Source organism: Polaribacter sargassicola, from assembly GCF_021991835.1.
Taxonomy (GTDB): Bacteria; Bacteroidota; Bacteroidia; order Flavobacteriales; family Flavobacteriaceae; genus Polaribacter; species Polaribacter sargassicola.
On record NZ_JAHDAU010000002.1, the window covers coordinates 446,397 to 462,378 of the forward strand.

Here is a 15,982-nt window from a genome sequence, read left to right on the forward strand (position 1 = left end):
ATTTTATTATTTTATAGTGGAAACTCAATATTTTCTCCTGGTTTTGTATGTATACTAATTATTTTGTCTTTGTACTTTATCTTAGCCTCTCCTCCTTGTTTTGCATGGATTATTGCAGATATTAAATTCCCATCTTGCCATTTAATGTCTACCACAAAACCACCTTTGGTACACAATCCTTTTACTTCACCATTTTTCCAATCGCTTGGTAAAGCAGGCAATAATCTAATTTCTCCGGTATGACTTTGTATTAACATTTCTGAAATTCCAGCTGTAGCTCCAAAATTGGCATCTATTTGAAAAGGTGGATGTTGACCAAATAAATTGTAACTAATTCTTTTTGATAACAGTGTCTTTAAACTCTTTTCTGCAAGATCCCCATCACCTAAACGAGCATACTGATTTATTAACCAAGCTGAGCTCCAACCTGTAGCACCACCTCCGTGTTGAATTCTATAATCTAAAGATTTTCTTGCTGCAGTGGCCCACTCAGGTGTTTCATCAACATCTATTTGAAAACCAGGATGTAGTGCATATAAATGAGAAATATGTCTGTGTCCTTTTTCAATTTCTTCAAATTCCTCATTCCACTCTAACAAACGTCCGTCACTTCCTATTTTAGGACCTTGCAACTGTGCTTGAGCTTGTTTTACACTATTTAAAAATGCATCGTTTTTATCTAAAGCATTCGCAGCAGCAATATAGTTTTGAAACAACTGCCAAATTACTTGTTGGTCATGAGCAGGAGCCATGCATATTTTACTCACACTACCGTCAGGAGCTTTAAATTTGTTTTCTGGAGACACCGTTGGACCAGAAATTAACTTCCCTGTTTTAGGATCTGGAATTAACCAATCCATATAAAATTCTGTAGCTCCTTTTAATACCGGAAATTCATTCTTTAAAAATTCTTTATCCAACGTAAAGTAATAATGCTCCATAATATGCGTAGTTAGCCAAGCTCCAGCTCCTACGTGCATTCCCCAATCTGATTTTTCTCCAGGTGATGTAAATCCCCATACATTAGTTACCGGATGAACTACCCAACCTTTGGCATCGTAGTGAATTTTAGCGGTTTTTGCTCCAGGTTCTTGTAACGATTCCATTAAATCAAACAAAGGCAAATGCATTTCTCCTAAATTGGCTACTTCTGCCAACCAATAATTCATTTGCACATTTACATCTGTATGGTAATCTCCATTCCAAGGTGTTTGCAATTGATTTGCCCATATTCCTTGTAAATTAGCAGGCATGGTTCCTGGTCTAGATGATGAAATCAATAAATACCTACCATATTGATACAATTGTTCCACCAAATGTAAATCTGATTTTCCTTTTTCTTTTTTAAAGTTTTTTAACCTTACATCTGTAGGAATGGTATCTAAATCTGACGTTAATTTAAGGCTTACTCTTTTGTAATAATTCTGGTATTCTTTGGTATGAGCTTCTAAAATAGCCTCATAAGATTTTTCTTTTCCTTTTTTAAGACGTTCTGCTGTTATGGTTACGTAATCTCTTCCTTTATAGTTAGGATAATCCAACAGATAATTGGTAGATGCTGTTAAATAAAGAATTACCTCATCGGCATTTTTAACCTCTATAGCATCATTTTTATAAACTACAGTTCCATTTTTGTTTTTAGCAGACAAACGGGTTATATACTCCAAACCTTTTCCTCCCTTACCATCAGAAAGCGCTCCTTGCATGACCAGTTGATCTTTTTCTGCTTTTGTTTGGTAATATTCTGGTCTAGTTAGTGTTCCTTTAAAAGAAATGCTTCCTGGCTTATCGGCTGTTAATTTTACCACCATTAATTGATCTGGATGACTTACAAAATGTTCTCTTTTATAAATAACTCCATCTTGAGTGTATTGAACTCTAACAACCGCTTCTTCTAAATCTAACTCTCTATGATAATTTTGATAGTCACTTTCTTTTTCAAAATCAATCCACAAATCTCCTAGGGTTTGAAAGCATCCAAAAGGTACATTAGCCCCTTTTCCGTGCCCAGTACCAGCTCCTTTACAAACTTGGGTTTGTCTTGTTAACGCTGTAGCTTCTTTATATTTGCCTTCAAAAAGTAATTTTCTAATTTCTGCTTGTGCTTTTAACGCTTCAGGATTGTCGTTGTCATCTACACTCCCAGACCACATGGTTTCTTCGTTTAACTGAATGCGTTCTTGATTTACATCTCCATAAACCATGGCTCCAAAAGCACCATTACCCAAAGGCAAAGCTTTTAGCCATTCTGGATTATTTCTGTTAACAATAACAGAAGCTAACTCTTTACTCGCATTTGCTGGTTGTTGATACCATAATTTTAAATTAGCAGCATCTTTTTCTGTTTCTTGATGACAAGAAACGAGTAATAAAAAAACAATTGCAAATAAGCCTCCGTATTTTAAAAATGATGTGTGTATCTTCATTATTATAATTTTATAGCTATTTTATTTTTTTGATGATTTTTCTACATCCACAGAATTTTTTCCAAACGTAAAAACTCCATTTTCTAAATCTCCAGCACAAGCTTTTTTCATTTCCTTTTTAAGCGCTTTTACTTTTTCTGGATACTGTTGAGACAAATCTTTCTCTTCACGATAATCATCTGGTAAGTAGAACAACTCAAAAGCATTTTTAGGCAAATGCGTTCTTAACTTCCATCCATCATTGGTAATAATAGTTGGGCCTATAAAAGATGCATAAACCACATAATCGTGTTCTTTTGTATTTCCTTTTCCTATTAGCTCTTTATAAAATGACAATCCATCTGTTTTTACTTTGCCATTGTACCCTGTAACATCTGCAATAGTGGCTACAAAATCATAATTGGCTACTAATAAATTACTCTGTTTTCCTTTGGCTATTTTTTTAGGCCACCTAGCAATTAAAGGGGTTTGGATTCCTCCTTGTAAATTGCTCCTTTTTAAACCGGCTCTACCTCCGTTACCATCAAAAACATCACCTCCTAACTCACTATAAAACTTAGCTTTTAAATCATCAAAACGTTCTCCTGTTTTTACATTTTTATAAGGTTTAGATACTCTTCCCTCTTTGGAATAATAAATTTCGTGACCGTTATCAGATGTAAAAATGACCAATGTATTTTCATCAATCCCTAAGTTTTTTAAATGTGCCATTATTTGTCCAACATTGTCATCTAACATTTTTACCATGGAAGCATATTCTTTTTCTATGGTAGTTAATTGCTTGTTATTGGCAAAATCTGGATGTACAGCTGGTACCGAAACAGGACCATGTGGCAATTGCGTAGGAAAATATAAAAAGAATGGATTGGCTTTATTTTTACTAATAAAGTTTAAAACATTGTTCATAAACAAATGCTGGGAATAAACGGTTTTTCCGTTCATGTTCCAACGTTCTTTGTATTTTTCAGGTGTTTCTTTCTCTTTTGTTTTTCCACAATCTGCATGCGTATTTCCTTCAATATATTCTACCTCTCCATTTCTAAATAAAAAAGGAGGATAAAAACCGTGAGCTCTTACATGATCTAAATATCCGTAATATTCATCCCAACCATGTCTTACCATTTGCTCGTGAGATGTTGCAAACCCCCACTCTAACTTTCCAAACTGTCCTGTTACATAACCTTGCTTTTGAGCTACCTCTCCTAAAAAAACAGCATTTTTATCGGGTGGTGTTAACGCTGTATTTATTTTATGTTGAATTTGTTGATTGGTGTATTTTCCATCACTTATTTTTTTATAAATACCTGCTTTGGTGATTTCAAAATTAGTTGGATCAGAATCTCTTAATCCAGAAATTAACGATGCTCTTGAGGGAGCACATACCATACCTGAATATGCGTTTTCAAAAGTAATTCCCTCTTGTGCTAATTGGTCTATATGCGGGGTGCTAATAATTTTTTGCCCATAATGACTTAAAATCCCTTTTCCTAAATCATCCGCATAAATTAAAATAATATTGGGCTGTTTATTTTGCTGTGCATTTGCCCAATACCCCAACAGAAATGCAACAGTAAAAAATAGTTTTTTTATCATATTTTTCATTCTCTTTCTTAGTTTTTTATTCTGTTCTAATCCACATACAATGACCACTACCTTCAACTATATTAGCTTTTACTACATCTCCTTTTTTAACTGTAGATGTTCTTACTTGATAAGTTTCTGGATTTGTTTTACTATTTGTTTCTTTGGTGTCTTCATAATAAGTAACCGTGTATGTTTTTCCTTCTTCAAGAAAATCTAATGGAATTTCTAATGTTCCTCCTTCTGCATGTACAGAACCAACAAACCATTGGTCACCACTTCTTCTAGCCGTAGAAATGTATGCATCCATTTTAGCCTGTAATACTTTAGACTCATCCCATTTACCTACTGGCATTTCTTTTATAAACTCAAACAAATCTAATTTTTCTCCATAAGCTTCAGGAGCATCTGGAATACAAACCAAACCACTAAAAATAATTAACGTTCTTGCGGCTTCTGCCACAGAGGTGGTTTGTAAAGAGTTTAATTTTCTAGGTCCTTTTTCTCTTTCTCCTGCATTTACACTAGTCACATCAAAAATTCCATTATTCATATCTAAAGGACCTTGAAGAGCATTAATTAATGCCATTCTAATAAATGTTTTAGGAGTAAAAGCACGTCTAGAATCTTGTTGTGCATGACAAAATTCTCTAGTAATGGCATTAGGATACGTTCTAGAAACTCCAGTAAAAGGAACAGGACCATCGTGAAAATCTATCAACAAATTATTGTCTGCACTCATACGTATGGCATCTCTAGTAAAATCTACTTTTGGTCCCATAAAACCATATTTAATCCCTTTCATGTTTAGAGATTTGTAATAAGGAAATAATTCTTTATCTCCGTAATCTCCTTGTCTTCTATCGTAATATAGTAGCAGTTCTACACCTTTTTCTTTAGCATATTCTATTACTTTATCTAAATCTAACTTCTCTGATAATGTCATTTTTCCTGGCTCTACATGTGTATACCAAGCATCATCAATCATAAAATATTCAATATCATTTTCTGCTGCAAAATCTATAAACCTATAATAGCTTTCATTGTCAATTCCGTAAGTAAATCCGTCTTTTGCAGTATAACCATGTACTCTCCAATCCCATAAAGTTTTCCCTGGTTTAATCCATGATGGATCTTCTATTTTATTGGCTGCCGCTACATTTAATGGTACTGTATTGGTTAATAAATCACCTATATTATCTTCAATTAAAATTACTCTCCAAGGAGTTATAATATTGTTTTTTGTAGAACTAAATTTAGTATTAGAAGCTAATAATTTGCTTTCTTTATCAAAATACAATTTCATTACATCAAAACCTGGAGCACTTACTAAATCTGACTCTAAAAGTGATATGTATTTATTTTGATGGTTTTCTACCAACAATGGCATTTTAAGTATTTGTTTTTTTAAATCTGTATTAGCTAAGTCTCCAATAGATAATGGACCAAGAGGCTTTCCTTCTCCTGCAGGAGAAAAAATTTCATCGTTATTAGATAATCCATACTGTATGTAATAAGATGGACTTAAGTCTTTAGAGACTTCATCTACTTTAAATCTAAAAGCTACTCCAGAATCATACACTCTTACAAACAACGTAGCTGGTACTTCTTGATAATTTAAAGAAACTTCTAATTCTTGATAATGATCTTTAATTTCACTAAACTGCCCCCAAACTGGCTTCCATGTATTGTTAACTTGATTTACTTTAGTTTCTAAAACTTTAACTGATACATTTTGTAAAATAGAAATTTCTGAGTTAGAAATTAAATTGATTTGTTTATCAAAAAGATTATAAACCAACTTATTTTCTACTGTTTTTAACTTAACAGAAATCTGTCCGTTAGGTGAGGTTATTTCCAATTTACTTTCTTGTTTACAGCTAAACAAGATGGCCACAAACATTAATACAAATAGGCACTTCTTCATTTTATGTTTTTTACTTAATTACTGTTAATTAAAAAATATAGATTTTCTATATTTAGTTTTTACTTATCAATCAGATAAATAAGAACCCTATTTTACTAATAATTAAATCAAAAATAAGTCAAACAAATGTTTCATTTTTATCAAACAGTAGGCATAAATGTTGCAAAAAGACTTTTATATGCGATAAAAAGACACTCTAAATGTTTAAGAGCCATATTTTTACTCTAGCATCTAAAAACAGTTTTTAATTATATTTTTCTGACGTCTTTTTTCCATCGTTTTATTTTATCAAAAAAACAAACCACATTCTTTTTATATTATTTGAAAAATGGATATCATAATTAAGCTTAATTGTATTCTCTAAAATGTAGAATTCTGATTTAAAACTTACATTGACTACAACCAATAATTAGTATTTAAAATGCATCTTTTTACAATTTAAAAAACATGTAACTTTAAACTTAATACAGTTATAATTTTATAAAGAATTTTATTTTGCATAAAGTACTTCATCCCAATTATCTGTTCTAAAAGGAAGTGCAGGTAAACCCTCATTATTATAAAGAGTTCCATTTGCATTATTAGCCCAATTATACCTTACAGCTACAGGATATTTAACCTTAGTACTGGTTAATATAATTTGATTTCCTTTCTGATTAACTTGAGCTTCATGAAAGGTTTTGTTTTCTCCCGCAATATAAAATGATGGTATTTTCCCCATTATTGCACCTACAGAGTGTAATGTAGAACCTGGAGTTTTAAAATCTAAAATTATTTTTTGTTCTTCTGTTTTAAACGATTTTAAAAAGGGACCAGAATATATAACATCTTTTTTACCATATGTTTTATGTAATGCAATTAAACTTAACCTACGACCAACTTCTTTTTTTTCTGGCGGATGAATATCATTAAAAGCCCCAATATCTTGTGTTACAGCAACACCTGTATTTGGCAACTTTAAAGCTTCTAACTGTGCTTCTACAATTTTGGGAACCCCAAATTTATCTGGATAATTATAAGGTGCTATCTGCACAAAATAAAACGGAAAATTGCCAATATTCCATGCTGATCTCCAACTTGAAATCATATTAGGAAAAAGCTTTTTATATTGTTTCCAATTAGATACATTTGACTCTCCTTGATACCAAATAGCTCCTTTAATTTTATAGTTTATTAAAGGAGAAATCATACCATTATAAAGAGACGAAAACTTTTTTTTATACTTATCATCTAAAATAGTTTTTTCTATACCTTCTTTAGGCGTCCAAGGTTCTACTTTAGTTCCGCCCCAAGCAGCTTGAATTAAACCTACAGGTGTTTTTAATTTATCTACCAACTGTTTACCATAAAAATAACCAACAGCAGAGAATTTTAAAACAGTTTCTGGTGTGCAAATAACCCACTTACCAACAGAATCTTCTAATGGAGTATTCGATTTTTTTCTATGAACTAAAAACATACGTATATTAGAATTATTTGCATTTTGTGATTCTTCCCAAAAATTTACAATTGGTTTTTGATTATTTCTAAACCCTAGTTCTCTTTCCATATTTGACTGCCCAGAACATAACCAGACTTCCCCAAATAAAATATTATTTATTGTTTGTTTTGTAGAGCCTTTTATTTTTATTCTCCCTATTTTACCTGCTTTAGGCGTCTTAACTAACAACTGCCATTTCCCATCTTTATTTGTTGTAGTTTTTACAGCTTTTGACCAAGAAGGGGTAACAATAATATTTTGATCAGGTATGTCCCAGCCCCATATTTTTACATCTGCAGATTGTTGTAAAACCATATTATCAGACAAAATTGATGGTAATTTGGTTTGTGAATTCAATGCTTTAGAACCCAACAACACAACAAAACACATCAATAATTGTAATTTACTTAATAGCTGTTTCATTTTATATAATCTTATTTTTTTAACATACTCATACAATCTTATGCTTAAATATCTAATTCTAAACAAAATAAGCTAGTTTATTATTTAGAAATACAATAACTTATTTATTTTAAAACATTTAAAACAAATTATTTATCTAAACTTAATGTATATACTATTGGTATAATCGTTCCATCTTCTCTAAACATCATCTTTTCTATACATGTAGATCTTCGATGAAAAGAACCCTCATTAACATCTCCTCTATGATAAAAAAAATACCAATCTTTTTTAAACTTTATTACTGAGGCATGATTTGGAGCTTTAGGTGCATCTGGAGCTAACTCTCCTTTTAAAGTAGCATATTTTGGTAATGGATTATCTGCCATCCAATATTTTGTTACTTTACCAACTCTTGCATGAAAATAGTATATATTATTTCTTTTAAAAACATGCACCGCTTCATTAACTTGTTCTTTACTTAGTTGAACCCAAGGTCCATCTAACTCAACCATATTATCTTTTAATTTTGCCCCCATAATATGCCTTCCTGGTTCTCCTATATTTACTTTTGTATCATTTCCATAAATGTAAGCCTGCCCATCATCATCTACAAAAACAGTTGGATCGAATATAGTAGTAATCTTACTAGAAACTGCTTCTTGCCACGGCCCTATTGGCGTTTTGCTTTTTGCCACACCAATATGTGTTTTATCATAAGGAAAATAAAAATAATACCAGCCATTTTTAAAAGCAACATCTGGCGCATTCATTTGACCATAAGCCCAAGAGTATTCTCTAGGTTTTAATACAACCCCCCATGATTAATCCATGTTTTTAAATCTGAAGACTCTAAAACGGCATAATCTTGCATTGTACTAAATGAAGTGGCATTAGATACATCTCTAGAAGTATACACATAAACCTTATCATTAAAAACTTCTGCTGCTGGATCTGCTGCGTAAATAAATCCTGAATCTTTTTTTTGTAAAATTGGGTTTTGAGCATTAGATACATTAATGGTTAATACTATTACAAATAGTAATAATTCAAATCTTTTCATATTTATTTTTTTTAATGATTTACGTTTTACATTAAAATATCTTTTAAAGCCAAACTACTCACAATCCTTACTTTGTATTTTTTACCACTTAGGAAATATTGAAACTTGCTCTGGTACAGGTTTAACATTTGTTGTAGAATTTGCATCTCCATACCAATACACACCAACAGCATATTGCATATCACAATCTGCCCAACTCCAGACCTCCATATCTAATTTTAAAGAACTACTAAAAGGCATGCCATCTAAAGCTCTAGTTCTTGTTTCTGTACTATAACCTTGTGTATTTCTCTCGTTACTAGTTTTTCTATTTAATTTATTATATACATTACTACGAGGCTGTGCATGAAATGGATGTTCATAAAAATCGGTACTGACTCCTCCCCAAGAATATGCATAATAATCTTCTGTACCCGTACCAAAAATTGATGGAAACTTTTCTCCATCAACATATATTTTTTCATCACCTTCTCCCCACCATTTCTTAACAGGATTCATTACCGTTAATGCATCACCTACATAAACACCTCTACCCTTTATATCTATATAATTCCAATCAGAAAAAGGTCTTGTAGCTACAGGATATTGCTGACGAAAACCTGTATGAAAATACATAGAATTATCATTCCATTGCCAATTTTCTACTTTCGTTTTAAATTTAAATTCTACTGGTTTTTCACCTAAATTAACAATACTTATTTTTGCTTCTTTTTGATAAGGCATTACCCATTTACAAGACAAAGTACCATCTTCTGCAACTGTTCTGTACCATCCTTTAAAAGGATGCAAACCAACTCCTGTCCCAAAAAAATCTCCAATAGGACACCAAACAGTTTGCTTTCCATCAAAATTAATTTTGATAATAACTGAACGTGTAACTGTAGAATCTTGATAACTCTTTAATTTTAGCGATAACTCTTTTAGAGCTGCTTCTCCTTTCTGTAAACTAAAAACCTTTTCTTGATTTGGTTTAAGATGGTAAGTTTTATCATTTTTTTCTAATTTGTTTTTAGTACCTACACTTAAAAGTGTTTTAGCTACTTTTTGAATTGTTGATTTTGCTAAATTATAATCTTGTAAGGTGAATGTTTTTACAGCTGTTTCTTTAGGATATTCTCTGTAAGTAAACTGAAAGAAAAATGGACGTTCTGTAACTGTAATTTTACATCTTTTTGCATACGGAATAGGAAAAAAAGAAACTGCAGATCGTAATGATTTATGTGCTAATGGAAAAGGTATAACTCCATCTCCGTTTAACAACTCTAACATATTACCTTCTAAAGCAGGAGTTTCTGAACCATCTAAATAGAATTTAATAATACTGTTTGTATTTGAATTTTTAGGATTTTTAAAAGGCATCCAAGTACGCACAATTGTACCGGCTCCTTTATGGTCCATTAAAACCCATTCTTTTTGTCCATTTTTTTCTTCAATTCTAATAAAATTATGGTCTTTTTCATTTGAATTAAAATCATGATTCTCAAACCAACCTACTGTATCTTTTGGGCTTACAGAAGCTCTATTATAACTACTTTGTTGTTTTAATCTAAAATTAGATTCGGGAAATTGAGCTAATTTTTCTCTATCAACCATTTCATTTAACAAAGATTTAATGGTAATTGTTTTATCTTTATTATTACATGATACAATACATATCAAAATAATTATTAATAGTAACTTTTGTTTCATTCTAATATAAGAGAGTTAAAAGATTATTTTAGTTAAATATATTGCTGCAATAAACAATCATAATTATTATATAGTATCAACTTAATCTTTAATTATAATTTTATCCTTAAAAACATTTGCTCCTGCCTTTACGGAAATAATATACATTCCAGAAGAAAGTTTTTTATTCAATACAATTTTAGAGTCGTAATTTCTAGTTTCAGAATAGACTTCTTTACCTACTAATGAGTATATTTTTATAACCACATCTTCTAAATCATTAATTAAAGGAAGGTTAAGTTGAAAATTACCATTTGAAGGATTAGGAGTTATTTTAATAAATTGTTTTTCTTCTCTAAAAACATCATCAACATCTAAAACAGACATATTTAAATCAAATTTTAAATGTGAATATGATGTTTTAGGTACTGTAATACTCCAATCAGAAACATCCGTTATATTGTAGGTTGATGAAGTACCAATATCGGTTGATGTCCATATCTTTCTAGTTACTACACCATTTGCTCTGTAATCATTTAATAATTGTAAATTAACTGTATTGTCATTTGTGTTTTTGTTAATAATATGAACGTCTAATGTTGAATTATTACCAAATACTACTACTTTAATATTACCATCATTAGAACTAGAAGTTACTACATTTCCTTTTGAATTATTTACAATATTCTGAAAACCACTATATTTTATAGGCAATTTACTTCCGTTAGCATAAACAAATCGCTTACAAACTTGATAAAATATAATACTTTCTACACCTCCTCTAATAGGTGCAAAAATATTATCCATACCAGCAATAAGTAGGTCAATATTATCACCTGTTGAATATCTAGTTGATTCTGTGTACCAAACTGGATCTTCAGAAATTGCCACAAGAGACTCCCAACTACTATCCCAATTTGCTTCATCAATTGTTGTATCATCATAAAAATGAGAACCAACTACATCTACTCTATCTTCAATATCATCAACAGCAGCAACAGAAGATAGTAGTGCCCATCTTTCTACACCAACCATTTTTGTGTCTCCCAATTTTGTCATTTGATTTATAATCTTAACATAATCAGAATCGTCTCCTGGATCTTCATTATATGGCCCTAAATAATCAATTGTTATTCCTGCATCGGTCATTCTTTCCATAAAACTATCTAAGTATTTTGAATATGCCGTAATGTTTAAACTATACACATTATAATCGCAACAACCTGTCCATCCAGAAGGAAACTTTGATGCTCCATGATGATTTACACCATAACCATCTCCATTTGCTATACTTGCAAAAATTTTAACCTCTGGATTATAAACCTTAACAGAGTTAATTACTTTTATAACGTTATCATAAATAGGATCATCTATAGTTTGTAAAGCAAAAATAGGAACTCTTAGTATCTTTAAATCTATGTCTAAAAATAGTTTTCTAGACACCTCATCTGTGTTACCTTCTGCCCAAGATTTTATTGTTAATTTATTATCTCCACCAAAGACAACTTCTTGATTTAATTCGGATGGATTTATGTTTATTATACTTGTTTGAGAATATGTATTGACCATAAAGATCAATAGAATTATTGTTATTCTTAATTTCATTATTATCCTTATTTTTATTTCTGATCTATTAAGTGCTATACTATCTCTAAAGACATACTATCTAGCTTCCTCAAAATTATCAAAATTTACTCCTTTATAATTCTCATTTGATATGTACAAATGTTGCAGAAACAGCATCATAACATTTTTTTTGTAAAAATTTTAAATCATTTTTTTAAAATTTATTATGCATAAAAAAAAGCAGCATCTGTATGATTAGATGCTGCTTTATTAAAAATTTTATATTATTATTTCTAATTGTTTATTATTATTTTTTTGGTTAGCATATTCTCACCAGAAATAATTTGCACCAAATAAACTCCATTCGTTAAATTAGATACATCTATCTGTTTTGGTGTATTTGTTTTTACCAAAACTTCTTTACCATATAAATTTAAAATTTTAACAATTGTATTTTTATGTAATGAAGAGTCTGTATAATTAATTGTAAGTAACTGATTTGTTACTGGATTAGGATAAAGACTTACTACATCTATTTTTTCAGAACCCGATACAGATAGAGCTCCTTGTTCATAGATTTCTTGTATGTATGAAGGTGCTGGCGAATAAAAATTTCTGTAGAAATGTCCTATTAGATTTAGTTCTCCGTTAGTTGTACCTCCTATACCTGTAGAAGATCCAAAAAAGTAATACCAATTATAGCGCTCAATAAAATCAGATTCTTCAAGAACCTCTACTAAGCCTTCTATATTGGCAAGACCTTCTAAAATAGAAAGATCTTGCGAACCTATATTAGGGTTTCCATAATTAAATTCTGTAACCCAAATTGGAAGATCATATCTATCATGAAGCCCTTTAAATCTCTCTATAAAAGTCTCCGGAGAACGACGGATATAATCATGTGCCGGTATAAAATCAACACGATAACCACGTATTATACATAAATCCATAAATTCTTGAATCCAAGAACCAGAATTAAATGAATCATTTGTAGCACTATATTGTATATTTTCTACACCCGGAGCACCAAGTCTAAGACCAGAAGCTAATAATTTTTCATAAGATTCTAAAGCCTCTTCTACTGTTAAATTAGATTGATCTGAGTTATCAGGCTCATTAAATGCCATTAAATGATTTAAAGACATATCTCTTCCAATCGCTTCCATATTTTCTAATGAGGTCCATCTATCTGCAGTACTCCAAGCCATTGGCACAAATTGCACTTCTGGAATTCTTTCTGATGATGATAAATCCCAATTGTAATGCCAAGTAGTATTATAATTATCTGAAGTTGCCCAATTTACATCTCCTAAACTTCCTTTTTTACCAACAGGATACCAAGGACTAACGCGAATAAAAGATATTGTTTTTTGTAACTCTTCTGGTAAATTAATAGCTAAATCATGATCTTGAGCTATATAAACTTTACTTACACCCAACCCATTTACGTCTTGAGCAAATGTTACCATATAACCTTGTTCTAGGGTAAAAGAAACAGCCCAATCATTATACTCTTCTAAACCTCCATTATAATATCCACAATAAATTTCATGCTCTGTCCCCGAAAAGTCATACTCAGAATAAATTTTTAAAACAGGATCATTTACACGAGTTGCTTCAAATACAACCTTTGCTGCCTCTAATTCTGATAAAGCACTTTCTAGTTCTGTAGAAGTTGCACTACAATTAGATAAAACTGTGTTTGCAGAATCAACAGCTAATTGAAATGCATCTATTGCTTCTTGAGGATATTGCCCATAACTATCACCTGCAAATGAAGATGATAATAATGTTTCACAATCACTTACACTATTTACAAGTGCTAAACGATCATCCTCTAAACCAATTACAGAGATATTATCAAAGAAGAAACGTCCTTCATTACTATACATATATGTTAATTGAATATCTATTTTAGCTACATCTTGTGTTGTTTCTAAAAAAGGAATATCAGAAGCCATTAAAACTCCATTATTATAAAAATCTAATGTTTGATTTTCTATATTGGCATTTAAAGAAATTGAATACTTAGTGTTAGAAGCATAATTTGCTGTTATTAAATTACCTGTATAACCAGCTGGCACACCTTGATTTAAACTACTAGCATATCTAATTTTTTTATTACCTAATAAACCCAATCCAACACTTGCTATATATTCTCCTGTAGAAGATACTAGATTTACATAACAAGTAACATAATTACGCGTACTTTGCACCTCAAAAGCATAAGAAAAATTACTAGTAACAGGTGTAAAATTTCTGTATACCGATGGGTTACTTGTTGTAAAATCTAACTTTAACTGTCCGTCTTCTACAGTTACCCGATCTGTAGTATTATACTCTACCCATTCTTCTGGCAGTGCAGATTCATCAAAAGTGTCATTTATTACTGTTCCACAAGGATTACTCTGAGAAAAAGCATAAAATGTTAAAAAAATAAAAATAATAGATGTAATTTTTGTCTTCATGAAATTTGAGGTTTAATAAATTTTTTGTTAGTTTTTTATCAAAATTTATTACTACATATTTTTTATTTAACATTAACCAGTTAAAATTATCAAATAGTATAGCTTTTTAAACTTTATATTACTAATACGTTAATTTATTGTTTTACCCTTAGTCTAATTTTATTTTTCTTAAGACATCTTAATACTTTACTGCATAAAACCGTATAAAATGATATTAAAAAAAGGTTAAATAGAAAAACTACCTAACCTTTATTAGTACATTATATTATACATTTAAAATACCATCCCAACCTTTGTTTTTAATTTCTTTACCTACTTCTCGTAAAACCTTTACGTCTTCTGGATGCATTTCTCCTGATGGTAATGGCCCAGTGTTTAATAATAAATTAGCAGGATAACTCGCGGCTTTTTTAAGCATTTCAATTACTTCTTCTTTATTTTTATGTTTTCCATCTTGTGCTTTCATATATCCCCAACCTTTACGCTGTAAATGGTCGCAAATTTCTAAAGGTGTATCTGTACTCCCTTTTTTAAATTTACGTTCTGGAGCTAAAAAATCTTCTGTACCAATCATTCCTTGTTTATATGAAACCAAAGTTTGTGGTTGTTTTGAGTGTATTAAATCGTATAATTCTTGTAATTTAAATTTACTTCTATCTCCAGAGGCTGGTGTTGAAAATCCATCTAACCAAATTCCAGCAATTTGAGAGTAATTGGTTAATAGCTCATCAACTTGATTAGTCATAAATTCTAAATATTTTTCTAAATGATGCTCTTTTCCATACTTATAATATGGCTCCTTAGTTTCATATTTAGGTCTTGCTGCTCCTCCCCATTTATCGTTATTTGGCGCATGAGGGTGTTGCCAATCTCTTCCGTGAGAATAATATAAGAAAAAAGCCAATCCTTTTTTATTACATTGCTCAGAAAGCTCTGCTACTAAATCTCTTTTTGCAGGAGAATTTGTACTCTTAAAATCGCTATATTTTGTATCCCATAAGCAAAAACTATCATGATGACGGGTGGTTAAATTTATGTATTTCATACCAGCTTCTAACGCTAAATCTGTAATAAAATCTGCATCAAATTTTTCTGCTGTAAACTTATCTTTCAATTTTGCATACTCAGCTACATGTATTTTCTCATTATACATAACCCACTCATGTCTTCCTAAAATTGAGTATAAGCCATAGTGAATAAACATACCGTATTTAGCACTCTTAAACCAATCTATAGACGCTTTTCGTGGATTATTTGAATAACTATTTTTATAATCTGTTAAATAATTTGGCACATCTGTTCCGGTAGTATTTATTAAACCTTTACAACTTGTCATTAAAAGTGCTCCTGCGGTTCCTAAAGCAGAAAGTTGCATAAATTTTCTTCTATCTATCATAAAAA

9 protein-coding genes and 1 pseudogene are annotated in these 15,982 nt (G+C 30.8%); all 10 read right to left on the reverse strand.

The annotated features are described in order from the left end of the window. Positions 1 to 11 precede the first annotated feature (11 nt). The 10 genes and pseudogenes from KI686_RS05285 to KI686_RS05330 all read right to left on the reverse strand — a co-directional run bounded on the left by KI686_RS05285 (position 12) and on the right by KI686_RS05330 (position 15,977). On the reverse strand, positions 12 to 2,426 hold the full coding sequence (locus KI686_RS05285) for a glycoside hydrolase family 95 protein (protein WP_237588221.1): 2,415 nt from the start codon (positions 2,424 to 2,426) through the stop codon (positions 12 to 14). A 21-nt stretch (positions 2,427 to 2,447) separates the two neighbouring features. Then, complete coding sequence (locus tag KI686_RS05290; RefSeq protein WP_237588222.1) at positions 2,448 to 4,019, reverse strand: sulfatase-like hydrolase/transferase; 1,572 nt, start codon at positions 4,017 to 4,019, stop codon at positions 2,448 to 2,450. 25 nt (positions 4,020 to 4,044) lie between these two features. Continuing rightward, positions 4,045 to 5,868, reverse strand: coding sequence for a glycoside hydrolase family 97 protein (locus tag KI686_RS05295; RefSeq protein WP_237588223.1), 1,824 nt, complete (start codon positions 5,866 to 5,868; stop codon positions 4,045 to 4,047). A gap of 556 nt (positions 5,869 to 6,424) precedes the next feature. After that, positions 6,425 to 7,837: a sialate O-acetylesterase gene (locus KI686_RS05300; RefSeq protein ID WP_237588224.1), complete on the reverse strand. Its 1,413-nt coding sequence runs from the start codon at positions 7,835 to 7,837 to the stop codon at positions 6,425 to 6,427. Positions 7,838 to 7,965: 128 nt separating this feature from the next. Further along, positions 7,966 to 8,607: pseudogene (locus KI686_RS05305) on the reverse strand (family 43 glycosylhydrolase); the annotation flags it as partial. A 14-nt stretch (positions 8,608 to 8,621) separates the two neighbouring features. Next, the gene (locus KI686_RS05310) at positions 8,622 to 8,879 is read right to left on the reverse strand and encodes a hypothetical protein (protein ID WP_237588226.1); all 258 of its coding nucleotides are present in this window, start codon (positions 8,877 to 8,879) and stop codon (positions 8,622 to 8,624) included. 81 nt (positions 8,880 to 8,960) lie between these two features. Beyond that, on the reverse strand, positions 8,961 to 10,568 hold the full coding sequence (locus tag KI686_RS05315) for a glycoside hydrolase family 172 protein (protein ID WP_237588227.1): 1,608 nt from the start codon (positions 10,566 to 10,568) through the stop codon (positions 8,961 to 8,963). A gap of 81 nt (positions 10,569 to 10,649) precedes the next feature. Next, positions 10,650 to 12,152 (reverse strand): T9SS type A sorting domain-containing protein, encoded by a 1,503-nt coding sequence (locus KI686_RS05320; RefSeq protein ID WP_237588228.1) that lies wholly within the window; start codon positions 12,150 to 12,152, stop codon positions 10,650 to 10,652. A gap of 254 nt (positions 12,153 to 12,406) precedes the next feature. After that, positions 12,407 to 14,581, reverse strand: coding sequence for a glycosyl hydrolase (locus tag KI686_RS05325; protein WP_237588229.1), 2,175 nt, complete (start codon positions 14,579 to 14,581; stop codon positions 12,407 to 12,409). 265 nt (positions 14,582 to 14,846) lie between these two features. Further along, positions 14,847 to 15,977, reverse strand: a complete 1,131-nt coding sequence (locus KI686_RS05330) for an alpha-L-fucosidase (RefSeq protein ID WP_237588230.1) — start codon at positions 15,975 to 15,977, stop codon at positions 14,847 to 14,849. Positions 15,978 to 15,982 lie beyond the last annotated feature (5 nt).

What these genes read in the sequence shown, in the direction of transcription:
- KI686_RS05285 (WP_237588221.1), bottom strand. Translation starts at nt 2,426, where the DNA reads ATGAAGATACACACATCATTTTTAAAATACGGAGGCTTATTTGCAATT.
- KI686_RS05290 (WP_237588222.1), bottom strand. Translation starts at nt 4,019, where the DNA reads ATGATAAAAAAACTATTTTTTACTGTTGCATTTCTGTTGGGGTATTGG.
- KI686_RS05300 (WP_237588224.1), bottom strand. Translation starts at nt 7,837, where the DNA reads ATGAAACAGCTATTAAGTAAATTACAATTATTGATGTGTTTTGTTGTG.
- KI686_RS05310 (WP_237588226.1), bottom strand. Translation starts at nt 8,879, where the DNA reads ATGAAAAGATTTGAATTATTACTATTTGTAATAGTATTAACCATTAAT.
- KI686_RS05315 (WP_237588227.1), bottom strand. Translation starts at nt 10,568, where the DNA reads ATGAAACAAAAGTTACTATTAATAATTATTTTGATATGTATTGTATCA.
- KI686_RS05320 (WP_237588228.1), bottom strand. Translation starts at nt 12,152, where the DNA reads ATGAAATTAAGAATAACAATAATTCTATTGATCTTTATGGTCAATACA.
- KI686_RS05325 (WP_237588229.1), bottom strand. Translation starts at nt 14,581, where the DNA reads ATGAAGACAAAAATTACATCTATTATTTTTATTTTTTTAACATTTTAT.
- KI686_RS05330 (WP_237588230.1), bottom strand. Translation starts at nt 15,977, where the DNA reads ATGATAGATAGAAGAAAATTTATGCAACTTTCTGCTTTAGGAACCGCA.